At 46.3% G+C, this 24235-nt stretch carries 18 protein-coding genes and 2 pseudogenes; 7 read left to right on the top strand and 13 right to left on the bottom strand.

From position 1 onward, the window contains the following. Window positions 1-151: 151 nt before the first annotated feature. Window positions 152-238: pseudogene (locus HMPREF0650_RS13795) on the top strand (transposase); the annotation flags it as partial. A 352-nt stretch (window positions 239-590) separates the two neighbouring features. Next, window positions 591-725 (top strand): hypothetical protein, encoded by a 135-nt coding sequence (locus HMPREF0650_RS13650; protein WP_260107729.1) that lies wholly within the window; start codon window positions 591-593, stop codon window positions 723-725. Window positions 726-915: 190 nt separating this feature from the next. Here HMPREF0650_RS13650 and HMPREF0650_RS06055 read toward each other — a convergent pair whose 3' ends face one another. From HMPREF0650_RS06055 to guaB, 10 genes are all read right to left on the bottom strand, one after another. Continuing rightward, on the bottom strand, window positions 916-1137 hold the full coding sequence (locus HMPREF0650_RS06055) for a DUF2795 domain-containing protein (RefSeq protein ID WP_004349202.1): 222 nt from the start codon (window positions 1135-1137) through the stop codon (window positions 916-918). 58 nt (window positions 1138-1195) lie between these two features. Next, window positions 1196-1747: a cob(I)yrinic acid a,c-diamide adenosyltransferase gene (locus tag HMPREF0650_RS06060; RefSeq protein WP_004349204.1), complete on the bottom strand. Its 552-nt coding sequence runs from the start codon at window positions 1745-1747 to the stop codon at window positions 1196-1198. A gap of 209 nt (window positions 1748-1956) precedes the next feature. Next, entirely contained in the window at window positions 1957-2565 is a 609-nt protein-coding gene (locus HMPREF0650_RS06065; RefSeq protein ID WP_004349206.1) for a hypothetical protein, read from the bottom strand. 131 nt (window positions 2566-2696) lie between these two features. Next, window positions 2697-3854, bottom strand: a complete 1158-nt coding sequence (locus HMPREF0650_RS06070) for an OmpA family protein (RefSeq protein ID WP_004349208.1) — start codon at window positions 3852-3854, stop codon at window positions 2697-2699. A 170-nt stretch (window positions 3855-4024) separates the two neighbouring features. Then, on the bottom strand, window positions 4025-5842 hold the full coding sequence (gene mutL, locus HMPREF0650_RS06075; protein ID WP_004349210.1) for a DNA mismatch repair endonuclease MutL: 1818 nt from the start codon (window positions 5840-5842) through the stop codon (window positions 4025-4027). A gap of 26 nt (window positions 5843-5868) precedes the next feature. Beyond that, the gene (locus HMPREF0650_RS06080; RefSeq protein WP_004349212.1) at window positions 5869-6168 is read right to left on the bottom strand and encodes a hypothetical protein; all 300 of its coding nucleotides are present in this window, start codon (window positions 6166-6168) and stop codon (window positions 5869-5871) included. Continuing rightward, on the bottom strand, window positions 6165-7841 hold the full coding sequence (locus HMPREF0650_RS06085) for an OstA-like protein (RefSeq protein WP_040562650.1): 1677 nt from the start codon (window positions 7839-7841) through the stop codon (window positions 6165-6167). The genes HMPREF0650_RS06080 and HMPREF0650_RS06085 overlap by 4 nt, the downstream gene beginning before the upstream one ends. Beyond that, window positions 7838-9292, bottom strand: a complete 1455-nt coding sequence (locus HMPREF0650_RS06090) for a peptidylprolyl isomerase (protein ID WP_004349216.1) — start codon at window positions 9290-9292, stop codon at window positions 7838-7840. The genes HMPREF0650_RS06085 and HMPREF0650_RS06090 overlap by 4 nt, the downstream gene beginning before the upstream one ends. A gap of 36 nt (window positions 9293-9328) precedes the next feature. Then, window positions 9329-10759 carry a foldase protein PrsA gene (locus HMPREF0650_RS06095; RefSeq protein WP_004349218.1) on the bottom strand — a complete coding sequence of 477 codons (1431 nt, stop codon included), beginning with the start codon at window positions 10757-10759 and terminating at the stop codon, window positions 9329-9331. Between the two features lie 45 nt (window positions 10760-10804). After that, window positions 10805-12289, bottom strand: a complete 1485-nt coding sequence (gene guaB, locus HMPREF0650_RS06100) for an IMP dehydrogenase (RefSeq protein ID WP_004349220.1) — start codon at window positions 12287-12289, stop codon at window positions 10805-10807. Between the two features lie 464 nt (window positions 12290-12753). Here guaB and HMPREF0650_RS06110 point away from each other — a divergent pair, with 464 nt between their 5' ends. Next, window positions 12754-13602 (top strand): alpha/beta hydrolase, encoded by an 849-nt coding sequence (locus HMPREF0650_RS06110; protein WP_004349222.1) that lies wholly within the window; start codon window positions 12754-12756, stop codon window positions 13600-13602. A gap of 589 nt (window positions 13603-14191) precedes the next feature. Here HMPREF0650_RS06110 and recQ read toward each other — a convergent pair. The 3 genes from recQ to clpP all read right to left on the bottom strand — a co-directional run bounded on the left by recQ (window position 14192) and on the right by clpP (window position 18392). Next, entirely contained in the window at window positions 14192-16369 is a 2178-nt protein-coding gene (gene recQ, locus HMPREF0650_RS06115) for a DNA helicase RecQ (RefSeq protein ID WP_004349224.1), read from the bottom strand. A gap of 99 nt (window positions 16370-16468) precedes the next feature. Then, window positions 16469-17716: an ATP-dependent Clp protease ATP-binding subunit ClpX gene (clpX, locus tag HMPREF0650_RS06120; RefSeq protein WP_004349226.1), complete on the bottom strand. Its 1248-nt coding sequence runs from the start codon at window positions 17714-17716 to the stop codon at window positions 16469-16471. After that, a complete protein-coding gene (clpP, locus tag HMPREF0650_RS06125; protein ID WP_004349228.1) occupies window positions 17703-18392 on the bottom strand; it encodes an ATP-dependent Clp endopeptidase proteolytic subunit ClpP in 690 nt (229 codons plus the stop codon). Before clpP ends, clpX begins: the two co-directional genes overlap by 14 nt. 563 nt (window positions 18393-18955) lie before the next feature. Here clpP and hsdR point away from each other — a divergent pair. The 4 genes and pseudogenes from hsdR to HMPREF0650_RS06145 all read left to right on the top strand — a co-directional run. Further along, window positions 18956-21316 carry an EcoAI/FtnUII family type I restriction enzme subunit R gene (gene hsdR, locus HMPREF0650_RS06130; protein WP_004349231.1) on the top strand — a complete coding sequence of 787 codons (2361 nt, stop codon included), beginning with the start codon at window positions 18956-18958 and terminating at the stop codon, window positions 21314-21316. An 87-nt stretch (window positions 21317-21403) separates the two neighbouring features. Next, entirely contained in the window at window positions 21404-22915 is a 1512-nt protein-coding gene (locus HMPREF0650_RS06135; protein WP_004349233.1) for a class I SAM-dependent DNA methyltransferase, read from the top strand. A 68-nt stretch (window positions 22916-22983) separates the two neighbouring features. Continuing rightward, window positions 22984-24048, top strand: a complete 1065-nt coding sequence (locus HMPREF0650_RS06140) for a PDDEXK nuclease domain-containing protein (protein WP_004349235.1) — start codon at window positions 22984-22986, stop codon at window positions 24046-24048. After that, window positions 24045-24235 (top strand): annotated as a pseudogene (locus tag HMPREF0650_RS06145) (restriction endonuclease subunit S); the annotation flags it as partial. The gene HMPREF0650_RS06140 and the pseudogene HMPREF0650_RS06145, both read left to right, overlap by 4 nt.

Here is a 24235-nt window from a genome sequence, read left to right on the forward strand (position 1 = left end):
AGAAAAATGGTTGAGTTCTATCATTCTATTCCATCTGAACTTTATATTAACGTGAGTTCGATAATTATAAGTGTCTATAAATTTGGTGATTAGCGAAATTTGTTATACCTTTAAGGTGTTGTGTTACAAACAATTACAAACAAAAATCGCTATAATCACCGAGGACAAAGTTACTGAAACATTTTGTATGGCAGATGATTTCTGCAAGTTTTTTGATGCAATGGTGGCAAAATATACGCGGCACTGTCAGTCAGAGTTGAGGTTGCTCATGAGTTAATGAAATCTCGAGTAGTGTCTTTCGTTGATATTTTTTACCAAATAACGCCCTAAAAATGGCACTTGAAAACTTTCAATATAGAGAAAAACAATAGGCTGGGAGGATGCAAATGAGAGATGATTGGACAAGAAAAAACACCATACCAAATAAAAGCAATGAGTTTATCCAGCAAGAAGCATCCTTTTGACCCGCTACCTACACGCTGTTGGGCGTTAAAAGCATGTCAATATCAGCCGTTAACACCTGCTTTTGGCGGGTAAAAAGCAGAAAACGAGGCTGCATAACAACACCGAAAACATATAAACAGCTGTGTATGAACAAGATACAAAAGTCGCTCATGCTTGGCGTATTTACGTCCACGAGGCGGGTTGATTATCTACACGCCAAATATGAAGAGGCAAGGTGTCAAGAAAAATTCCTATTCTATGCCTCGCAGATGCCCCGTTGACGCTCACCTGCATGAAATGAGTCTGGGGCATTTTTTTGCTCATCTTTTGAATATTCATCCGACCAGAATTGGCTCACGTCTTGCCGAAAAAAGAAAGCCCAAGAGCAGGTTTACTGCCCTTGGGTACTTCTGGCCTTTACTTTTTCAGTAAAGCCTTATTTACATTCACAAAATAGCCAGCCTGATGGCTTTAGTATTCGTCTTCGTTAAACAGGAAATCTTCTTTGGTAGGATAATCGGGCCAAATATCTTCGATACTGTCATAAACATCTCCCTCATCCTCTATTTCCTGCAAATTCTCCAGCACTTCCAGTGGAGCACCCGAGCGGATGGCATAGTCAATCAGCTCATCTTTCGTTGCAGGCCAAGGTGCATCTTCAAGTTTAGAAGCTAGTTCAAGTGTCCAATACATAGTTTATCAAAATTAGATGTTAATCATTTTGCGTGCAAAAATAATGATTTTTCTATAATCACCAAGAAAGTTCCCACTTTTTTTCCATTACATTCTCATTAAAGTTGATTTTTCTGGCCAAGACAAACAAATAATCGGACAGTCGATTCACAAAAGCGAGGATTTCCAACTGTATGGGATGTGCTTCGTTCAACGAAACCATGCGCCGTTCTGCACGTCGACACACGGTTCTGCACACATGAGCCTGCGCGCTGGCAGGACATCCACCTGGCAACAAAAATGTTTTCTGGGGCGGCAAGGCTTGCGTCATTCGGTCAATCTCTTGTTCCAGCTCGTTCACCTCATCTGGCTGTAAGCGATAATGATTGGCCTGAGCCGGATGCTGCGAATCGCAGGCCAGATAACTGCCGATGACGAACAAGTTGGACTGTATGCGCTGAACGAAAGACTTGTCAGCAGCATCGGTCAGCAAGGTATCTAACACACCAAGATGCGCATTGAGTTCGTCCAACGTTCCGTACGTTTCAATGCGCAGGTCATCTTTCTTCACCCTGGCACCGCCAATGAGTGCCGTAGACCCCTTGTCGCCGGTCTTTGTATATATTTTCATTGCATCTGATATTTAGGACGGTTCTATAAATTACCGCCGTAAAGTTTTTTGTATGTTGGTCGGTTTACGTTTTGTCATCTTGCGGTCTCTTTTTAGTTCAATTTGCTTGTTCGTTCAGTCGTATAGCCCGCTATACTCCTTCAATCACAAACAAATTGAACACAAAAACAGACTCGCAATCTGAAAAAGCTAATTCATAGAACCGCCCTTTAGAAATTGATGATATAGACTTGTTTGCTTTTGGTATGATCGAAGAAAATGATTCCGCAATCATAGAGATCAAAGGCCACCCCGGTACGTGCGTCGTTGACCAGCTCTTTCCAGCGCACTTTAGCCTTTTTAGAGGCGTAAATTCCCTCAACGATGAGTATCGAACGCTCGTGCGCCCTACTAACAAAGGCTTCGCACATCGGCCATCGGTCATCCTCCATGGCCGTTACCAACACGTCTGACGCCGCAACCTTGTCCACCTCACCTACTTCATGGACATCAACGAGGCTGGCCGTGCGGCATCCTGCCTGGACATAAGCGCAGTAAACATCATTTTGATGCGTACACAGCGCCCACTGCCTGGCCTGTGTCGCATGGGCTATGCGAAAGTACAGGCGTGCCAGCTTCAGCGTCAACCGGTCTTGCCGCGGGAATGCTTGCTTCAAATCAGTGTAAGCATCATAAGAATAATGCGCATTGATGACCTCTCTGTCAAACCGATAAGCCGACGGCGACTGTATGCCAAAGCCCTGCGAATGTGTGAAACGACGCATGAAAACCGTGCTCCGCTTGAACCAATAACGTAGGGAAGACAAACCGTTAACCATGATTCTTTCTATTTGGAAATAAACAAGATAGCCTCAGCCGAGTGTGTATAAAAGCAAAAAGAGAGGCGTTCCATCTCGTGAAACACCTCTCTCATGATGTAATATCTTATATGAAATAAGATTCAAATAAATTACTCAGAAACCTGAACAGTAGCACGACGGTTGAATGAGATTGGAGAAAGCTCATCAACACCACCGTTACCCTTGGTAGAGATGTTGTCGCGGCTTACGCCCATCTTAACAAGCTCGTTAGCAACTGTCTTGGCACGCTCTTCTGACAACCACTGGTTGTACTTAGGCTTACCAGTTGCGCTGTCAGCATAACCGTTAACCATCAAGCGAGAGTTGTTCTCCTTAGCATACTTAGCAACAGCCTGTACGTTTACGAGATCCTTCTGAGAAGCGATGTTGGTCTTGTTGATGTTGAAGAATACAGATACAGGAGTTGTAACGAATTCCTTAACAGTAGCTGGAGTTTCAGCTGGCTTCTGGTTAGCCAACATGTCCTTCAAACGAGCGTTCTCCGCATTAGCGTCATTGAGCTGTGCATTGAGAGCGTCAATCTGTGACTGTGACAAAGCCTTGATAGCATCAACATCAGGAACGCGATCCCATGAAGCCTTACCCAAGTTGAAGGTCAAACCAAGCTCGCCATAGAAGTTGTTGTCGTGCGAATCCCATCCGCGATTACCAATTGACTTTTCGGTACCACCGTCGATATCGGTTTCCAAACGGTTCCAACCTGCCTCTAAGTGAAGAGCTACGTGTTGACCCAAACGGAATGTATTCAAGATACCAACGCTCAAGTCCATAGCATACAAGTTGTGTGTCATTGTGCGGCCAAAGCCAGCACCTGCGAATGGAATGAAGTTCCAAACACGATTTGGATTGTAACCACAAAGCATGTTGCTCAAGTTGAACAATGCATGCTCGTTCAAAATCCAATACTTGTTATCATCTCCTACTGGCTTTCCAGCCTTGTCAGCATAAACAGTCTTACCCCAAACACCCTGCAACTTTGTGCGGAGACCGAGGCCAGGTGTAAACCACTTACCTACAGCTATTGATGCAGCGGGGCTAGAACGGAAATCTTTGAATGGACTTCTATCCAAACCATTTCCATGTTCTTCGCTTGAATACCAAGCATTCCACTCACCACCTACCTGGATAAACCAGTTACTCCAGAAAGAGTTGGTTGCTACGCTATGCTTCAACGTAGGGTCTGCGTCTTGTGCCATTGAGCACATAGAAACGCCGGCAAATGCCAAAACGATTAAAAATTTTCTCATAACCTTTATTTATTAAACAATCAAAAAATATTCTTAAACAAGATAGCATATAGTGCTAATCGTGGACAAAGATAATAATAAAAATTAAATATCATCACTTTTCTCCCATAAATCAACCTTTTTGATGAAAAAAAACAACTTTTTTAATAATTCAAGTCTATTTTAGGCCTTTATGAATCGAATAAACGTTCTATTTCAGACTGTTGGAGGATGTGTAGGATAGATTTACCATCAGGAGTATAATTTACATTTTGACACCTGAACAGACTGTTGACCAAGTTTTCCATCTCATCATTATTCAGCACTTGTCCCGTTGGCAAGGCTGCACTTCGTGCCAAGCTCAAGGCCAAAGCCCGATGTACTTCTTCTACCGCGCTGGAATCTTTCTCCTTGGCAGACACCAGCATGTCGTGTATCAGTTGGACGGCATCCAGTCCTTCAATCCCTGATGGAACAGCCTGAATGGCATAATCATGATTGCCCATGTCAGTAAACTCGAAGCCCATGGCGACAAACTCTGGCTTGAGCTTGGCAAAGTTCATCGCTTCGGATGGAGAGAATTCAATCAACTCGGGGAACAGCATTTTCTGCGGATAGGCTTTCTGGTTTTTGATTTGCTGCAAATATCGTTCGTACAACACCCTGACGTGCGCGCGGTGCTGGTCTATCATCATCAATCCCGACTTGACGGCTGTCATGATGTACTGACCCTTATATTGATAATGTATAGGAGATTTGTCTTCCACCAGTTCGTCATCGCTGCCTTCCCCATTATTAGCATTCTGGTCAAAAACATTGGGCATGGTGGGCGGTTGACTGATGCTGTCGTAGAGCTGTTCCCAATGGTCTGCCGACGGCTTGGAAGCGGATTCCCCACCTTTGAATGGATTGTATTGCGGATTGTAGTTCACCTTTGGAACCACCGCACCATCGTTTCCTGGCGTATAGACGGGAATGTCGGGCTGTCCCTGCGTGTCAAATTCGATGGATGGCACATCATTGAAAAGTCCTACAGCTTCTCTCACGGCTGCGAACAGGATTTGGAAGATGGCCTGTTCGTTCTCAAACTTGATTTCAGTCTTGGTGGGATGGATGTTGACATCGATATCCTGCGCCTTCACTTCGAAGTAAATGAAATAAGGAACCTGCTCGCCTTGCGGCACCAATCGCTCAAAGGCGTTCATCACGGCCTTGTGGAAATAAGGATGCCGCATGTAGCGGTTGTTGACGAAGAAATACTGATGCGCTCCTTTTTTCTTGGACGATTCTGGCTTGCCGACAAAACCACTCAGCTTACACATCGACGTCTCCACGCCCAATGGCAGCAGGTCTTGATTGATGCGTTTGCCAAAAATATCTACAATTCTTTGTTTCAATCCTCCAGAACGGAGGTTAAACAACTCCGAGCCATTGCTGTACAAGGTAAAGGCCAACTGTGGATTGACCAAGGCAATGCGCTCGAAAGCCGAGATGATATGGTTGAGTTCTGTGGTGTTTGATTTGAGAAAACGGCGACGAGCTGGAACGTTATAGAACAAATTGGCAACCATGAAATTACTGCCTACCGGACATGAACAAGGTTCTTGTCCCGTAAACTTAGAGCCGGCGATAGACAAATGAGTACCCAGCTCATCTTCTTCCCGCCGCGTCTTCAATTCTATTTGTGCCACTGCAGCGATGGATGCCAGGGCTTCACCACGAAAGCCCATGGTTTGCAAGGCGAACAAATCGTCGGCCTTGCGGATTTTGGACGTGGCATGGCGCTCAAATGACAAGCGAGCATCCGTGCCAGACATACCTTTTCCGTCATCAATCACTTGGATGGAAGTCCTTCCAGCGTCCTCAACAAGAATGTTGATTTCCTTGGCGTCGGCATCAACGGCATTCTCCACAAGCTCTTTGATGACACTTGCGGGGCGCTGAATCACTTCACCAGCGGCTATCTGATTGGCTACGATGTCGGGTAAAAGTTGTATAACGTCCTTCATTCTCCTGGTTTTTTCTCCTTTTTTTTCTATACGGGCAGCCCCTTCAGTTGAATGAGCAACCACAGCACAACAAACGCCAGCAATACAACGAACAGTGCTTGCAGCAACACGGTGGCAACCGAAAGGGGTTTCCTTCGGTGGGCATGATGGGTAGAGCGATTGATAGTCCCCTTCAACTGCGCTTCAGCATCATAAGTTTGCTTTTCTTGTTGGCCCAACGCAGCCTTCGCCCTGCGCTCCATCGCCTTCAAACGTTCTTTTCGTTCGTCCACATAGAGATACTGATGCTGAAAACCTCGCGGCTTTGGTTGTTGAAAGAAACTCATGGCGTTGCTCCTTTCTTTCGGTTCAATCGTTGCAGCGGAGCTTGCTGTCGTGGCACATACTTCAGCTTATTGCCTCCTTCTTTCCCTCGCCAACGGAAGACATCATCCTTATCCTTCGGTCTGATATCCGCAAACCAGGCAAAGTCGGGCAAGCGTTCCTTATTGGCTGGTATCTGCGACATCGGATAAGAGGTGCCCACCGCCTTGGGTGTCCATATCTTTTCCAACTGTCGGTGGTCGGCAAAATACATTTTCATCGTATCTGTTTCCAGATAATTCATCATTACCAAAGAGCTGTCCTTATCATCAACGGGGTAGAACACCGACAGCACATTGCTCACAGCAATCGTCCTTCGGATGTTACCATCGGTGAAGTAAGCGTGCATTTCTTTCGATGACAATTGATTATAATGATCTTTCTGGTCAGCCTGTTCTATCGACAATGCCTGTCCAATGACGTGCGCCTCACGAATGGTACTGTCGTTCATATACAAATGAATCTGTTCCCCCAGAAGCTGACGATTATTGTTCCAGATGATGGGATCTTGATACATGGTCATGCACGAGTCCTCCGTACTGAACACCAACGAGTCGCATACCGCCTGAAGGTCTTTTCGGTACACCCTTACCTTATGATATGCATGCACCTTACGATACATGGAGTCGGTGTCGATATGAAAGGTAAACAACTTCAACGTATCACCATGCATGTACAACGTGTCCTTTTGTGAATAGTCGATGACCAATGCGCTGTCGGTAGCCACGCCTTGTCCCGTCTTTTCATTGTACTGAAGATAGTTGGCCATCAACGAATTCCTATTTTTCTTATCCACGAACACCACGTTGCCGTTGCCATGGCTGTCGCCTGTACGACTGTCATAGAACAGACTGTCGCCCGTAATGGTTTTCTCTCCATCCACGATGGTGGACCTGCCATACAACTGCGCCTGATCGCTCTTGGTGTGGAAAAATGCATCTTTGGTCTCAACCACACTCGACTTGGTGGTTATCTTGGATGGACCCAGCACATGGGCAATTGATTTCTTGGTGTCATAATGCAGCGTATCTGTGGTGACGACTCGTTCGGGGCTCTTGAGTTTCACGTTATAGTAAAACACAGCCTGTCTGGTCTCGGTGTTGTATTCACCCCAGTCGGAAACCAGTCGGTCTTTTCCATCAATCAGCGTTCCACCTTCAAAGAAATAAGCATTCTTGTACAATCGGTCATAGTCCAGACTGTCGGTGCGCAAGATTTGTCTGCGGTGTTTCAGCACCACATTCTTCCTGGCCCGCATCACTTGTTCTTGCCCATCATAATCTGCTCGGTCAGCTGTCAGTGAGAGAGTGTCGCCTTGGCGGAAACGTACATGTCCGAAAGCCTGCATGGAGTTGTCGGCCTCATAGAAGTAAGCACTGTCACAGGTTAGCCTGGCACCTTGATGTCTAAACGACACATGTCCCTTGAGTATCTGCGCTTCGGGGTTAGGTCCATACAGGTCATAGCGCAACTCATCCGCATGCAAGAGTTCTACGCGATCTTTCTTTTGCGTTTTTTTCTTGTTGCGCTGAGCAGGAAGAACCTGTGCCATACAAAGTCCAAACAGGCATAGACTCACGATGAACCTGATTCTATGCCCGCCCTTTGAAAGTAATTTACCTGTTCGATTGATCATCTAACCCAACCTTCGTATTCGTATTCACCCGTCTTGTAGCGGTCTTTCATCCGCACATACGTTTTCTTAATTTTATTGACCACCCAATTGTGGATGAAGTCTTGTCGCTCCTTAGCCAACACGATGTTCTGCATCACCTGATAGTCTTCTGTTATCGTGGCACGATGTCCATCGATACGATTGCGCAGCCGGACAAAGGCGCAAACGGTCTTACCACGCTTGTTAATCATTCTAAAAGGTTTGGACACATCGCCCACCTTCATACCTTCTACCACTCGGGCCACTTCCGTGGGCAAGTCTTTCATCTGGAATCTTGAAGACAAACTTCCGGTCATTGGATCCACAAAAGCCATCAACCCTCTGTTGTTACGGGTATCTTTGTCATCCGAAATGAACGTTGCCACGTCACCAAATGACATTTTCTCATCTTTTATATAAAAGCTGTCTTTGCGGAGCTGCGTAGCAACGGAATCAAGTCGCATGAGTGTTTTGTTCACCTCTTCATCAGTAACCTTCGGTTTGATCAAGATGTGGCGAACCTTGATTTTATCACCACGCTTGTCAACCAACTGAATGATGTGAAAACCAAACTCCGTCTCTACAATCTTCGAAATCTTTTTCGGATCAGTTAGGTTGAAGGCAACGTTGGCGAATGCCGGGTCGAGCATGCCACGTCCTGTGTAATCCATTTCACCTCCCTGGCGAGCAGAACCTGGGTCTTCTGAATAAAGACGCGCCAAGGTGGCAAAGGTGGTTTCACCCTTGGTTACACGCTCGGTATAGTTACGCAATTCGTCCTTCACCCGATTGATTTCCTCGGGTAAGATTCGCGGTGTACGGGTGATAATCTCTACTTCCACCTCTGTTGGCACAAAGGGAATACTGTCTTCCGGCAGGTTTTTGAAATAGGCACGCACGTCAGAGGGAGTCACCTTCACATCCTCCACCAGTTTTTCCTGCATGCTTTGCACGAGCAAGTTGTTGCGAAAATCATCGCGCAACTGTGACCGCATTTGGGCAATAGATTGTCCACGATACTGCTCCAATCGCTCAACCGAACCACCTGCCATTTCAATCCATCGATTGATTTGTCGCTCAATGTTTGCGGTGACCTGCGATTCCTGCACCTTCACAGAGTCCAATTCAGCCTGATGCAAGAACAACTTCTGAACGGCAATTTGTTCTGGAATGGCAAAATCGGGGTTCCTCTTGAACTTGATGCCCTCAGCCTCAGCTTGCAAACGTGACATTTCCACATCCGATTTCATGATGGGTTCATCGCCAACCACCCATATCACCTCGTCTATGACACTCGACTCGGGGGCACGCTGCTCCACATTTGTAGAGTCGGCCATGGGCTGAACGGCAGCAGAGCCATGCGGTCGGGCACTGATTCCCAACACAACCGTGAGTGCCAAAAGGGCACAGCCTACGTTAAAAGTTTTATTCATGTTTCTTGTATTGTCTGTTTACACCATCGCCAAACCTCAATGCTTGTTCACCGTAGCGAGCACGCTGCGGTTCACGGTCACGGCATATTGTTTGCGAAGCCTCTCCACCCATTGCTTCTCCAGTTCATCTTGATAGTCAGCAACCACTTGTGCTTTCACGTCCCGATAGTCTTTGGGGGCCTTGAGTTTTTTGCCGTAGGTGGCGGCGTATGGATAATCTTTCTCGAGCTTCAGCAGCACCTTCTTCCCAAAGACATTCCTGTCTACCAGCGAATTATCACCCGCCTTGAAGATACCCTTTTCTACTTTGATGCGCAAGATGCTGTCATTATTGAATGTACTGTGCAGTTTTTCCGTCCATTGGTCAAACGGCAGTTGTTTCACTACCTTCCGCACAGCCTTCACGTCTTTTTTATCTTTTGTATAGTAGGCGATGCCCTTGAATCTGGGTTGCTCCCACTTATACTTTTTCTTGTTTTTCTTAAAATAGTCAGCCTGGCCCCTTTCATCGCTCTGCGCCTTGGACCAAAACTCTTTACTGCTGATTTCAAAGAGCAACAGTCCGTCGTGATACTCCTGAATGAGATATTTCAAGTTTGAATCTTTCGCCACCATTTCAGCGCACTTCTTGGCCAGCACCTCGTCCGCAGTCACGTTAGGTCCGGCAGCCTTGGCTAAGGTTTCTATCTTTTGCGAGATGATTTGCTCGCGAATGCCCCGCTGCTCGATGAACCGCAAAATGCTGGTTCGCAACGAATCGTATGGGAAGAATTTGCCTTTGTCCTTCAACAACACGATGTGATAACCGGCGGGAGAAAGGAAAGGTTTACTGAGTTCGCCCTTGCGTAGGGAGAAAGCCATGTCTTCAAACTCTTTCAGCGTCTGCCCTTTCTCTATCCATGGCAGTTCGCCACCCTGCTCGGCTGAGCCTCTGTCATCTGATAGTTGTCGCGCCAATGCAGCAAAGTCGGCTCCCTTCAGCAGGGCATTGTAAACCGAATCGGCACGCTGCTTCGCCTGGTTCTTCTTGTCCTCACCATCGGTCTGGCGAATACCAAACAAAATGTGTGCCGGTTTTACCAGTCCGCCCACACCGTCAACACGCTGCTGGCTTTCTCTGTAAATCTCACGAGCGCGCTGCTCTACATCGGCATCCGTAATCATGGCTGGCCTGATTTGCTGGTCGCGATAGGTAGCAAACTCTGTCTTGAACGAGCGAGCCGTATCCATTTTGGCAGCCTGGGCGGCCATCACCTTCAACTTATAGTTGATGAACAAGTCAACATATTCGTCAACGGTCTTCTTGTCGATTACGCCTTCCGCATTGTTCTTGTTGTAAGAATATTCAAATTCCGAACGCGTGATGGGCTGACCGTTGATGGTCATCACGACAGGATCGGTCTGCTGTGCCAGAGCCATGCTGCTACAGCAGAGCATGATGGTCAAAAGCTTTTTCATTTTTTTCATGTCTCGATGCTATTCTGTCTTCACCGGGAACTCCCGCAAAACCGTTTATTCCGGCCGGCTGTAGTTGGGAGCCTCACTGGTGATGGAGATGTCGTGCGGATGACTTTCCAAAACACCTGCGTTGGTGATGCGCACAAACTTCGCATGATGCAATTCTTCAATGGTTGCCGCACCGCAATAACCCATGCCGGAACGCAAGCCACCCATCAACTGATAAATCACCTCCTGAACGGTTCCCTTGTAAGGCACACGACCGGCGATACCTTCCGGTACCAGCTTCTTGGCATCCGTGGTGTCTGCTTGGAAATAGCGGTCTTTCGATCCGTTCTTCTGTTCCATCGCCTCCAGACTGCCCATGCCGCGGTAGCTCTTAAACTTACGACCGTTGAAAATGATGGTCTCGCCAGGACTTTCCTCGGTACCTGCCACCAACGAACCCACCATCACCGAACTGCCACCAGCCGCCAAGGCCTTCACCACGTCGCCCGAATAGCGCAGACCGCCATCAGCAATCAACGGAACGTCCGTGTCTTTCAGTACGGAGAACACGTCATAAACGGCAGACAACTGTGGAACGCCCACACCGGCCACCACACGAGTAGTACAAATCGAGCCAGGCCCAATACCCACCTTCACGGCATCGGCACCATTGTCCACCAGCAACTTGGCTGCGGCAGCTGTCGCCACGTTACCCACAACGATATCGATATTGGGGAAGGCAGCCTTGGCCTCACGCAACTTTTCTATCACGCCCTTGGAATGACCATGGGCCGTATCAATAACCACGGCATCGGCACCTGCTGCCACCAATGCTTCCAAACGTTCCATGGTATCGGCCGTTACGCCCACACCGGCAGCCACACGCAGACGCCCTTTCTCGTCCTTGCAAGCCATGGGTTTGTCCTTGGCCTTGGTGATGTCCTTGTAAGTAATCAATCCCACCAATTTGTTGTTGGCGTCCACCACCGGCAACTTCTCTATTTTATGTTCCTGCAAGATTTGTGCAGCCGCAGCCAAGTCGGTTCTGGCATGCGTAGTCACCAGATTCTCATGTGTCATCACCTCGTCGATGGCCTTGTCCAACCGACGCTCAAAACGCAGGTCGCGGTTGGTCACGATGCCAACCAGATGCCCGTCCTCATCAACAACAGGAATACCTCCGATGTGATAGCTGCGCATCATTTCCAGGGCATCCCGCACGGTCTTGCCACGACGGATGGTCACCGGGTCGTAAATCATGCCGTTCTCGGCACGCTTCACGATAGCCACCTGGTGCGCCTGTTCCTCAATCGACATGTTTTTGTGTATCACGCCGATGCCTCCCTCGCGTGCGATAGCGATGGCCATGGCCGATTCGGTGACGGTATCCATGGCGGCCGACACGAAAGGAGCGTTCATCTCGATGTGACGAGAGAATTTGGTTTTCAACTGAACCTCCTTGGGCAAAACTTCAGAATAAGCGGGAACTAACAGGACGTCATCGAAGGTAAGACCGTCCATCATAATTTTATCTGCAACAAATGATGACATATTTAGGTACCTTATTTAAAAATTTATTGCGTGCAAATTTAGCAATAAAAATCCACATCTGCCGCACTTTTCCCGTTTTTCTATGTCATTTAATTGAAATTAACGCGGCGAGCGCTGCCACATCAAAAACACACAGCAACTTGTTAGGATACCAGGCTTTTATTTGTTTTTTTAATTGTATTTGCTTGCACTTACACTTAATTTCCTCTTGTCCAATTTTGGGATTTGCAAAGATTCTGGCTATAATGAATATCCATAGCCATCCCCTGCTCCACACCGCAACAGAATCACTGTAAGTAAACGCAGCGAGAAAAAACCATAAACTCGCTATTTTTATCAATCCTTCCTATCTGGAAAATAAAAAATTATATACCTTTGCATAGCATCAATAGCTACTGACAACCTTTGCATTTGCCCGCAACCAAATGATTCTGCCAGAAATTACTATTTTAAACAACATAACAATGAAAAAGTTATTTTTATTATTTTTTATCTTTTGGATGAGTGTTCCGTTATGGGCTGGTAAAGTAATTACCGACAGCATACACAGTAAGCTGCTGAATAGTACGATAAAATACAACGTCTATCTGCCCACAGGTTATGAGCCAGCATCACAAAAGTATCCCATCGTTTACTTGCTGCATGGTCTGTATGGCACCTATAAAGACTGGGCTATGAAAGCAAACATGAGAGAGGTTGCAGATGAATTGATTAAAGCCCAAGAGGCTGTACCCATGGTTATTATCATGCCTAACGCAGGACACCCGGATGCAAGAAATCAGTGGAATGGCTACTACAACATGCCTGGCTGGAACTATGAAACGTTCTTTTTTACCGAACTGATGCCTACCGTAGAGAAAAAGTATCATACCTATACCGACAAAGGACACCGAGCCATTATGGGACTTTCGATGGGCGGAGGTGCCAGCACCGTGTACTGCCAGCATCATCCCGAGCTTTTCTCATCGTCTTTTGCCATGAGTGCCTGGTTGGACACCAAAGAACCAGAAGTTGCCCCGCATGGGAAGGACAAGTTATACTATGTATGCAAATCGGTTCGTGACCACTCTGCAATTGATTTCATGTTGAATGCAAATGAAGCAACAAAGCAACAGCTGCGCACAGTACGCTGGTTCTTCGATTGTGGAGATGATGATCCCGATGTGGGAGACTCTTTTAATCTTCACCAGCTCTGCAGCAAAGCAGGCCTCAAAAGCGAACTTCGCATTCGCAATGGTGTTCACAACTGGGAATATTGGCACAGCTCATTAAGACTTGCCCTTCCATTTGTATCGATTGGATTTAGAAATTAACGATTTGAAAGACGGCAGCAACCGCCTTCTCGACACCTTTTAAAAAGGCAAAAAGGCACTGATTTGACGTGCCTTTTTGCTTGTTCCATCACACCATTCTATCTCCACAGCTTCACTAAATGCTTACTGAATACGAGCATGAGGGGGGTGTTCGTCACGCTTTATGTTCGGGCATGACAAAAACGTTATTCACATAGCTTGTTCATCATGTTACAGGGTTCGTGGAAAAAAGCATGGAGTTTGGCGCTTAAACCCATTGACTTTGGCTGCCAAAAGCATGGAGTTTAGCCACCAAACTCCATGCTTTTCAAATCCATCATCATTCGATAAAAAAACCGACTCGAAATAGCGCAACCAAACGTTGCGGATGTTCACGGAAAGACAAGCATCGGCGATGTGCCGTTATCTGCCATGAAGGGGCGGCATACTCACCATCCCTTTCGTTTCAGGAATAGTGGGAATACCACCCCTCCATCATTATTTTTCTCATTTCTCCCATGCTACGTTGCGCATTTTCTTTTTGAACGAAGGGAGACACCTTGGTCACTCACAAACGATTCAAAGAGGGCTCAGGGAGATGGGATGTGTCTTAGTTGGCTAAATCAGAAATGAATTTGAGGCGCACCAAGCGCAACTCCTCCTTGGTATATTGGTCGCCCAACTCTTCCATGGCCAGCTTCAAACCATCCGACTCGCTGTCCAAGAAGTAGTCGTAGATTTCGTCCACATGGTCTTCGTCCATCACGTCTTCCAGGAAGTAGTCGATGTTGATTTTGGTTCCGCTGTAGACAATGGCTTCCAACTCGTCGAGCATTTCGTCGAAATCTAGCCCTAAAGCATTGGCGATGTCATCGAGTGCCACCTGCAGGTCGATGCTCTGAATGATTTTAATCTTGAGCATGCTCTTCTTAGCCACCGTTCGTACACGCATCTCTTCGGGCCGTTCGATGTGATTCTCTTCGCAATGCGCTTTGATCAGCTCGACGAATTTTGGTCCATATCGCTTGGCTTTGCCGGCTCCCACGCCCTGAATTTGCTGCAATTCCTCCAAGGTAATGGGATAATCGGTAGCCATTTGCTCCAACGAGGCATCCTGGAAGATGACGTATTTTGGCAGGTTTAGCTTGGCCGACATTTGCTTTCGCAGATTTTTCAGCATGCTGAAGAGTGCCGGATCGAGTACACCGGTTCCGCCTTCTGGCGACTCAGCCTCATCGTAATCGTTGAACTCGGTATCCAGTGCGACCATGAACGACACGGGCTTTTTAATGAATTTCTTACCAGCAGCCGTCACTTTGAGCACTCCATAGTTCTCTACTTCCTTTTCGATATATCCCGCGATGAGCGCTTGTCGGATGACGGGATTCCACATCTTGGGATCTTCGTCCTCGCCGGAGCCGAACTCTTCCAACTCATCGTGCTTGTGCGAGGTGATGTCTTCCGTGGATTGGCCCATAACAAAATCAACGACATAATCCTGACGGAACTCTTCCTTGAGTGCTACGATGGCCTTGAGAATGATGAGCAGGGCGTCCTTGCCCTCGCGCCGCTCTTTGGGATGCAGACAGTTGTCGCAGCTATGACAGTTGGGTTGCGTATAGCTTTCGCCGAAATAGTGCAGCAACATTTTGCGTCGGCACACGGAAGATTCGGCATAAGCCGCCGTCTCTTGCAGCAGTTGGCGGCCGATGTCTTGCTCTGCCACGGGCTTTCCTTCCATGAACTTCTCTAACTTTTTGAGGTCTTTCCGCGCGTAGAAAGCCACACAGATGCCCTCACCGCCATCGCGACCGGCACGACCCGTCTCCTGATAATATCCCTCCAGACTCTTCGGGATGTCGTAGTGGATGACGAAGCGCACGTCGGGCTTGTCGATACCCATGCCGAAAGCAATGGTGGCCACGATAACATCGATGCGCTCCATCAAAAAGTCGTCTTGCGTTTGTGAACGGGTGGCGCTGTCCAAACCAGCATGATAAGGAGCCGCCTTGATGTTGTTGGCTTTCAACACTTCAGACAATTCTTCCACTTTTTTGCGCGACAGGCAATAAATGATGCCGCTCTTGCCCTCATGCTGACGGATGAACATGATGATTTGGCGGTCGATATCCGACGCTTTTTGGCGTACCTCGTAGTACAGATTGGGGCGGTTGAACGAGCTTTTAAACTCGCGTGCATCCGCAATGCCCAAGCTGCGCTTGATGTCTGTGCGCACCTTATCGGTGGCGGTTGCCGTCAAAGCAATCACAGGTGCATCGCCTATCTTGTTGATGGTGGGTCGGATGTTTCGATACTCCGGTCTGAAATCGTGCCCCCACTCTGAAATGCAATGCGCCTCGTCGATGGCATAAAAAGAAATTTTGACGGTCTTTAAGAACTCAATGTTCTCTTCCTTGTTCAGCGATTCGGGTGCCACGTACAACAACTTGGTACGCCCCGAGCGAACATCGTCCATGACCTGTTGGATGGCAGCCTTGTTTAAAGACGAGTTAAGAAAATGGGCTACGCCCTCTTCCTCACTGATGCCGTTGATGACATCCACCTGATTTTTCATCAAGGCGATGAGCGGAGATACCACGATGGCCGTTCCCTTCATGATAAGTGACGGCAACTGATAGCACAAGCTCTTGCCTCCCCCGGTGGGCATGAGCACAAATGCGCTGTTGCCAGCCAGAAGATGTTTGATGATGGCTTCCTGCTCGCCTTTGAAAGCATCAAAGCCGAAATAAAGTTTTAATTTCTCTGTAAGATTAACCTTCTCTGCCATAGTGTTTCATTAGTGCCGGCGCGTTCGGCGGGGATCAGGTCCTTCCTCGCCGAACAGTCCGACTTAGATTATCGCTATTGTGTTTCACTGTGCGGCTGTTTAAGCCGACTCCAATTTCTGTAAATGAGCCTTGTCAAGTTGCTCCTGGGTGTATTTGAGCGTCACTTTGAAGCTCTTGACATGCTTGGAGGGGATTTCGAACATGGCGTCCATCATCACCGACTCCACGATAGAGCGCAAACCGCGCGCACCTAATTTATATTCAACTGCTTTGTCAACAATGTAATCGAGCGCATCTTCGTTGAATGTCAACTTGATTCCGTCCATCTCAAAAAGCTTGATATATTGTTTGACAATCGAGTTTTTGGGTTCCACCAAAATCTTGCGCAGCGCCTCTCTGTCCAAAGGATTCAGATAAGTGAGTACGGGAAGACGCCCAATGATCTCGGGAATCAGTCCGAACGACTTCAAATCTTGCGGCAAGATATATTGCATCAGGTCGCCCTTGTTGATGTTCCGCACGTTCTGTACCGAGTTATAACCCACTACATGCGTGTTGAGCCGCTGCGCTATCTTGCGCTCAATGCCATCGAAGGCACCGCCACAGATAAACAGAATGTTCTTGGTGTCCACGTGGGTGTAATCTTGGTCGGGATGCTTGCGACCGCCTTTTGGCGGCACATTCACCATGGTTCCTTCCAACAACTTCAAAAGTCCCTGCTGCACACCTTCGCCACTCACATCGCGTGTGATGGACGGATTGTCGCTCTTGCGGGCTATCTTGTCAATCTCGTCAATGAAAACGATGCCCCGCTCGGCTGCCGGCACGTCGTAATCGGCCACCTGCAACAGGCGCGACAAGATGCTCTCTACATCCTCACCCACATATCCAGCCTCGGTAAACACCGTTGCATCGACGATGGTGAAAGGCACATCGAGCAGTCGAGCGATGGTCTTGGCAAGCAGCGTCTTACCCGTTCCCGTTGAGCCCACCATGATGATGTTGCTCTTCTCTATCTCCACGCCGTCATCATTCTTGGGCTGCTGCAACCGCTTGTAATGGTTGTACACAGCCACCGACAGATAACGTTTGGCATCATCCTGGCCGATGATGTATTCATCGAGATAAGCCTTGATTTCCTGTGGTTTGGGAACCTTCTTGAGCTTGAAGGGCTGATCACTGGCGTGCTGTTCCACTTCTTCATCCAAAGCCCCGGAAGCCACGGCAATCTGATAAGCCTGCTGAACACAATCCTCGCAGATAAATCCGTCAGCTCCCGTGATGAGCAGTCGTACTTCTTGCTCGCTTCTTCCGCAAAAACTACACTTTTTCTTAATCGTCGGCATTTTCTACTTTTTGTTGTTTCCTAACCAGCACCGTGTCAATCATGCCATATTTCTTCGCCTGCTCAGCGTCCATCCAGTAGTTTCGGTCAGAATCCCGATATACTTTCTCGTACGGTGTGTGCGAGTGATTGGCGATGATGGTGAACAGTTCCTTCTTGAACTTAATGATTTCCTTCGCCTCAATCTCGATGTCAGAAGCCTGTCCCTGCACGCCTCCGAGCGGCTGATGAATCATCACCCTACTGTGTGTCAGCGCGCTGCGCTTGCCTTCTTGTCCTGCTACCAAGAGTACGGCCGCCATCGAAGCCGCCATACCCGTACAGATGGTTGCCACGTCAGACGAGATAAACTGCATGGTATCGTAGATACCCAAGCCCGCTGTGACGCTTCCGCCAGGACTATTGATGTAGATGGAAATGTCCTTTCCACTGTCTGCGCTGTCGAGATACAGCAGCTGCGCTTGCAAGGTGTTGGCCGTATAGTCGTCAATCTCCGTGCCTAAGAAGATGATGCGATCCATCATCAGGCGCGAGAACACGTCCAACTGCGTTACATTCAGCTGACGTTCCTCCAGAATATACGGGTTAAGATATCGCGCTTGACTCTTGATGACGTCATCAAGCACCATGCCATTCATTCCCAAGTGTTGGGTGGCATATTTTCTAAAATCATTCATTTTGTTTTTATCCTTTCTCATTATAATATAAAAGAGGTTATCGACACTTTTAGAAACCTCGATTATACAAAGTTAATAAAAAAAGTCGATAACCTCTTGTTGCAAGAAGTTTTTTTATTAAAAATATCGCTACAACAAAAGAACAAAGATTATTTTGCACAATAAACAACCTTTCTTAAATGAAAGAGCCATGATTATACGATACCACAAGATTTTTAATAGAGGATTCCACAAAATGGTACGATTTAAACGGATTATCGCAATATTTAATGTATATTTGCTGTAAATTCGGTGAATGTTGAAACTAAACAAGATGAAAGACATCTTGGATAGCAAAGGTATCTGGCTGACAAAACAATTAGGTAAGAGTGTTTGCGCTATCAATTGCTCTGCTCGAAATAAATATTAACCCGAGTTAGAGAAACATCTTGAAAATCTTAACGGTTTCGAAGTTGGCCTCAAGGATTTGATAAATAACGAGAACAAAGAGTAAAATGAACGCATAGTTCCCAATCTATATAAAGTATGTAGTATAACTTCTGATAATAAAATATTATTTGAATATGGGCATAAGCAAAGAATTAACAGAAGAGGATGTCAAGAACCGTTACATCAGTGAAGCTATTACAAGCAAGGGGTGGCCAAAGGATAGTATATTTATGGAACAGAAGGTTAGGTTTACTGACGGAAAAATCAGCCTTCATGGCAATCTTGTGCATCGAGAGAGACCGAAGTTTGCCGACTATGTGCTTTATGCGAACAAGGCAACGCCCATTGCCATTGTAGAAGCGAAGGACGCCAACCACTCTGTTTCGCATGGATTGCAACAAGCCAAGATCTATGCCCAAATGCTTGATGTGAAGTTTGCCTACAGCTCAAATGGCGAAGGTTTTGCGGAACATGATTATTTGACAGGCAAGGAACGCATTTTTTCCATGGAAGAGTTTCCTACGAAAGAGGAACTTATCGAAAGATACAAAAGCGAGGCTAACGATGGCAACGGACTTAATGAGCAAGAGTTGGCTGTCATTGCACAGCCTTTCTGCACTGGTCAAAATATCTTTCCTCCACGATATTATCAGCGCAATGCCATCAACCGCACTGTCAACGCCATCGCAAAAGGACAGAGTCGGGTGCTCCTCGTTATGGCAACTGGAACAGGCAAGACGTATACTGCCTTTCAGATTGTATGGCGTTTGCTACATAGCAAATTGAAGAAGAAAGTGTTATACCTCGCCGACCGCAATATTCTGGTTGACCAATCCATACAACAGGACTTTAATCCACTGAAAAAGGTAACACATAAGATAGATTACTCAAAAGACAAGAACCACTTGGAGGAATTAAGTTCGTATCAAGTGTTTTTTGCACTCTATCAACAGTTGATTGGGCAGAACGATGCCAAGAATTACCAAGAGTTGTTTCCAAACCCCGATTACTTTGACCTTGTTATCGTTGACGAGTGTCATAGAGGCAGTGCAAAAGACGACAGTAACTGGCGAAACATCTTGGATTACTTCTCTTCGGCTACTCATATTGGCATGACTGCCACCCCGAAAGAAACAAAGTATCAATCAAGCATTGGCTATTTTGGCGAGCCTATCTATACTTACAGTCTTAAAAATGGCATAGAGGACGGCTTCCTTGCTCCATTCAAGGTAATCAACATCACAACGAACATTGGTGATGAGTGGAGACCAACAAAAGGACAAAAGGACATACACGGCAACGAGATAGAAGACCGTATCTATAACAACAGCGACTACGACTATAATATTGTAATAGAAGACCGCATTAGGGAAGTGGCGCAAGAAATAACCAACTATTTGAAAAGTACAGACCGCATGGCAAAGACCATCGTGTTCTGTGCGGATGAGACTCATGCTGAACGCATGCGCATGGCTTTGACGAATGCCAACGCTGATATGTGCAAGAAGAATCCCGATTATGTGGTTCGTATAACTGGTAGTGACGAATACGGAAAAAGCAAGTTGGACTACTTCATCTCCGTTGCGGAGAAATATCCTGTCATAGCTACAACAAGTAAGTTGCTGTCGACTGGCGTTGATTGCAAAATGACAAAACTAATCGTCCTTGACCAGCAAATAGGCTCCATGACAGAGTTCAAACAGATAATAGGTCGTGGTACCCGTCTTCGTGAAAAGGAGGGAAAGACATATTTCACCGTCATGGATTTCCGCAATGTGACACGATTGTTCGCAGACCCCGAGTGGGACGGACCGATAGAGATAGACCCAAACTATCCGCCCAAAGAAAAAGAACCTACGCCGTATCTACCTCCAGAAGAGAATGAACCTACTGGAGTGAAAGAACCAGACCCAGCACCACAACCGAAACCGATAGTTGCCAAGGACGGTTGCCAAGTGATGATTATCAACAAGGTTGTTTCTGTCTATGATACAGACGGCAAGCTGCTTCGTACGGAGAGCATTACAGACTATACCAAGAAAAGTATCATTGACACATACGCAACGATTGACACGTTCACATCCAAGTGGCAAGAAACCAAGAAAAAGTCTGACATTGCTGAAATGCTCAAAGAAAGTGGTATTGACCTTGCGGCGTTGAAGCATACAGAAAATATGGATGATGTGGATGATTTCGATTTCATCTGCCATATAGCCTATGGAAAGAAAACACTTACACGGCATGAGCGTGCAGAGCAGGTAAAGAAGCGAGACATCTTCAATAAGTATGGCGAGCAGGCACGCAGCGTGCTTGAAGCCTTATTAGATAAGTATATCAAAGAGGGTATTTCGGAATTAGAAAGTCTTACCGTGCTTGAGAATGATCCTTTCCGCAAATTGGGCTCCAAGGCAAACATCGTGAAATTCTTCGGTGGCAAGCAAGGTTATCTTGATGCCGTGAAGGAATTGGAACAATACATATATAATATAGCATAAATAAATCTTTTCGACAAGTCAAACGAACAGAGCCAACCTACTTGAGTGATGTCGTGACAAGAAAAGACGCACAAAGAGAAACAACAGATGAGTTTATCAAATTTCGTAAAACGGGTACGCAATATCATGCGCAATGACGCTGGTATCAACGGTGATGCGCAGCGTATAGAGCAAATGGCATGGATGCTGTTTTTGAAAGTCTATGACGAGAAAGAGAACGACTGGGAATTGGACGATGACGATTACAAGTCAATCATTCCTGAGGAATGCCGTTGGCGCAACTGGGCGCATGATGATGGCAGCGGCAATGCCTTGACGGGTGATGATTTGCTATCGTTTGTCAACAACACCTTGTTTGTCAAACTCAAAAATATAGAGATAACGCCAAACACCCCAATTCGTGAAGCGATTGTTAAGACAACTTTTGAGGATGCCAACCAGTATATGAAAGATGGCGTTCAGCTCCGCCAAGTGCTCAATGTGATTGACGGATTAAACCTTGGCGACTATGAAGAGAGCCACGCCTTCGGTGAGATATACGAAACCATCTTGAAAGAAATGCAGTCGGCTGGTTCGTCTGGTGAGTTCTACACACCCAGAGCCTTAACCGAGTTTATGGCAGAAATCGTCAATCCACAGATTGGCGAGAAAATGGCAGACTTCGCTTGTGGTACAGGTGGATTTATTACGAGTTGGCTGGGCGAACTGGATAAAAAGGTAAAGACAGCAGAAGACCGTAAGGAGTACAATCAATCTGTATTTGGTATCGAGAAAAAACAATTCCCATATATGCTGTGCGTGACAAACCTGTTGCTGCATGGTATCGACACGCCATTGGTGTTTCATGACAACTCGCTTACCAAAGATGTACTCAACTACACAGACGAAGACAAGTTTGATGTGGTGTTGATGAACCCTCCATACGGTGGCAACGAGAAGTCTGACGTCAAGTCACATTTCCCTTCAGACATGCGTAGTAGCGAGACTGCCGACTTGTTTATGGTGCTCATCATGTACCGACTGAAGAAGAATGGGCGTGCGGCGGTCATTGTGCCAGACGGTTTCCTCTTTGGCGCTGACAACACAAAGATTGCCATTAAGACGAAGTTGCTTCGTGATTTCAACCTGCACACCATCATCCGTTTGCCAGGCAGCATCTTCGCTCCTTATACTTCCATTGCCACAAACATACTGTTCTTCGACAACACCTGCGCAGACGGCGCACCCGAAGGTTTCTCCACAAAAGACACTTGGTTCTATCGTCTCGACATGCCAGAAGGTTACAAGCATTTCTCCAAGACAAAATCCATGAAGTCTGTGCATTGCGACCCTATCCGTGAGTGGTGGAACGACCGCAAGGAGATGATTATTGCCGACGGTGACGAGAAAGCACGCTGCTATCCAGTACAGGAGTTGATAGATACTGATTGCAACTTCGACTTGTGTAAGTTCCCGAAAGAGGATGAAGAAATCCTACCTCCAGCCGAATTGCTTGCCAATTATTTCAAGAAGCGCAAGGTTCTCGATCATGAGATAGACAAGACCTTGGCTGAGATACAACGTATCTTGGGGATTGATGTGAATGTGGAGGAATTATAAAATGTGAGACGGTGTTCCGCAAAATTATAGAAAGGTGAGACGCTGTCTCACTAATTTAGAAAAAAACTATGGCAAACGAAATATCAAATATGCCCGATATAGACAAACTGTTTATTGACGTAAAGCAAATAATAGAAGAAGGTCACAAACAGGGGTCTGATGCGATTAGTGCTGTTATCTGCATGACAAATTGGAGAATTGGTAGACGCATCATTTTGGAAGAGCAGCATGGGGAAGCGCGTGCTGAATATGGTAAGAACATTATCAACAATCTGTCTAAAAGTCTGATCACTGAATACGGAGGCAATAAAAGTTTTACTCCGAGAGATTTACGTAATTACAGGCAGTTCTATCTGACTTTCAATGATTTTGAGATTTGGTACGCGCGCGTACCAAATCTTAATTGGACACATTATCGTTCTTTGCTTCGTGTGCAAAACGACGATGCGAGGAAATGGTATCTAATGGAAGCCTCCAAGGAACATTGGTCAACACGCACCCTCGATCGTAATATCAACTCACAATACTATTTCCGCTTACTTCAATCTCCTAAAAGGGATGTAGTGGTTGCAGAAATGAAAGCAAAGACCGCCGATTTCGATAAAGACAGATTGGAGTTTTTGAAAAACCCCATTGTGGCAGAATTTTTAGGACTGGCTAAAAATAACGACTTTACCGAAACAAATCTGGAAACAGCTATCATAAACCACCTTCAAAAGTTTATCATGGAACTTGGTAAAGGCTATGCTTTTGTTGCTCGCCAACAACTTATCCGCACAGATTTGAAAGATTACTACATCGATCTCGTTTTCTATAACTACATCTTGAAGTGTTTTCTGTTGATTGACTTAAAAACTACAGAAATCACTCATCAAGACATCGGACAAATGGATATGTATATCCGTATGTATGATGAACTGAAGTGTACAGAGGGTGATAATCCAACAATAGGTTTGCTGTTATGTGCTGAAACAAGCAAAGACCTTGCACGTTATAGCATTCTTCACGACAATAAGCAGTTGTTTGCTGCTAAGTATATGACATATCTTCCTAAGGAAGAGGATCTTATCGCAGAAATTGAACGCCAAAAGAAATTTTTTGAGTTACAAGAAAAAGAAAAGAACAAACAATGAACGGGAAGCAATTAAAGAACAGCATATTACAATGGGCGATACAGGGAAAGCTTGTACCGCAAGACCCTCATGATGAGCCAGCAAGCGTATTGCTTGAAAAGATTCGCCAAGAGAAAGAACGCTTAATTAAGGAGAAGAAAATCAAGCGTGACAAAAACGCATCCATTATCTACCGTGGTGACGACAA

Origin of the sequence: Hoylesella buccalis ATCC 35310 (assembly GCF_000177075.1) — a bacterium.
Lineage (GTDB): Bacteria > Bacteroidota > Bacteroidia > Bacteroidales > Bacteroidaceae > Prevotella > Prevotella buccalis.

Coding starts and splice junctions, on each gene's coding strand:
- HMPREF0650_RS13650 (WP_260107729.1), top strand. CDS start 591: ATGAACAAGATACAAAAGTCGCTCATGCTTGGCGTATTTACGTCCACG.
- HMPREF0650_RS06055 (WP_004349202.1), bottom strand. CDS start 1,137: ATGTATTGGACACTTGAACTAGCTTCTAAACTTGAAGATGCACCTTGG.
- HMPREF0650_RS06060 (WP_004349204.1), bottom strand. CDS start 1,747: ATGAAAATATATACAAAGACCGGCGACAAGGGGTCTACGGCACTCATT.
- HMPREF0650_RS06065 (WP_004349206.1), bottom strand. CDS start 2,565: ATGGTTAACGGTTTGTCTTCCCTACGTTATTGGTTCAAGCGGAGCACG.
- HMPREF0650_RS06070 (WP_004349208.1), bottom strand. CDS start 3,854: ATGAGAAAATTTTTAATCGTTTTGGCATTTGCCGGCGTTTCTATGTGC.
- mutL (WP_004349210.1), bottom strand. CDS start 5,842: ATGAAGGACGTTATACAACTTTTACCCGACATCGTAGCCAATCAGATA.
- HMPREF0650_RS06080 (WP_004349212.1), bottom strand. CDS start 6,168: ATGAGTTTCTTTCAACAACCAAAGCCGCGAGGTTTTCAGCATCAGTAT.
- HMPREF0650_RS06085 (WP_040562650.1), bottom strand. CDS start 7,841: ATGATCAATCGAACAGGTAAATTACTTTCAAAGGGCGGGCATAGAATC.
- HMPREF0650_RS06090 (WP_004349216.1), bottom strand. CDS start 9,292: ATGAATAAAACTTTTAACGTAGGCTGTGCCCTTTTGGCACTCACGGTT.
- HMPREF0650_RS06095 (WP_004349218.1), bottom strand. CDS start 10,759: ATGAAAAAAATGAAAAAGCTTTTGACCATCATGCTCTGCTGTAGCAGC.
- guaB (WP_004349220.1), bottom strand. CDS start 12,289: ATGTCATCATTTGTTGCAGATAAAATTATGATGGACGGTCTTACCTTC.
- HMPREF0650_RS06110 (WP_004349222.1), top strand. CDS start 12,754: ATGAAAAAGTTATTTTTATTATTTTTTATCTTTTGGATGAGTGTTCCG.
- recQ (WP_004349224.1), bottom strand. CDS start 16,369: ATGGCAGAGAAGGTTAATCTTACAGAGAAATTAAAACTTTATTTCGGC.
- clpX (WP_004349226.1), bottom strand. CDS start 17,716: ATGCCGACGATTAAGAAAAAGTGTAGTTTTTGCGGAAGAAGCGAGCAA.
- clpP (WP_004349228.1), bottom strand. CDS start 18,392: ATGAATGATTTTAGAAAATATGCCACCCAACACTTGGGAATGAATGGC.
- hsdR (WP_004349231.1), top strand. CDS start 18,956: ATGGGCATAAGCAAAGAATTAACAGAAGAGGATGTCAAGAACCGTTAC.
- HMPREF0650_RS06135 (WP_004349233.1), top strand. CDS start 21,404: ATGAGTTTATCAAATTTCGTAAAACGGGTACGCAATATCATGCGCAAT.
- HMPREF0650_RS06140 (WP_004349235.1), top strand. CDS start 22,984: ATGGCAAACGAAATATCAAATATGCCCGATATAGACAAACTGTTTATT.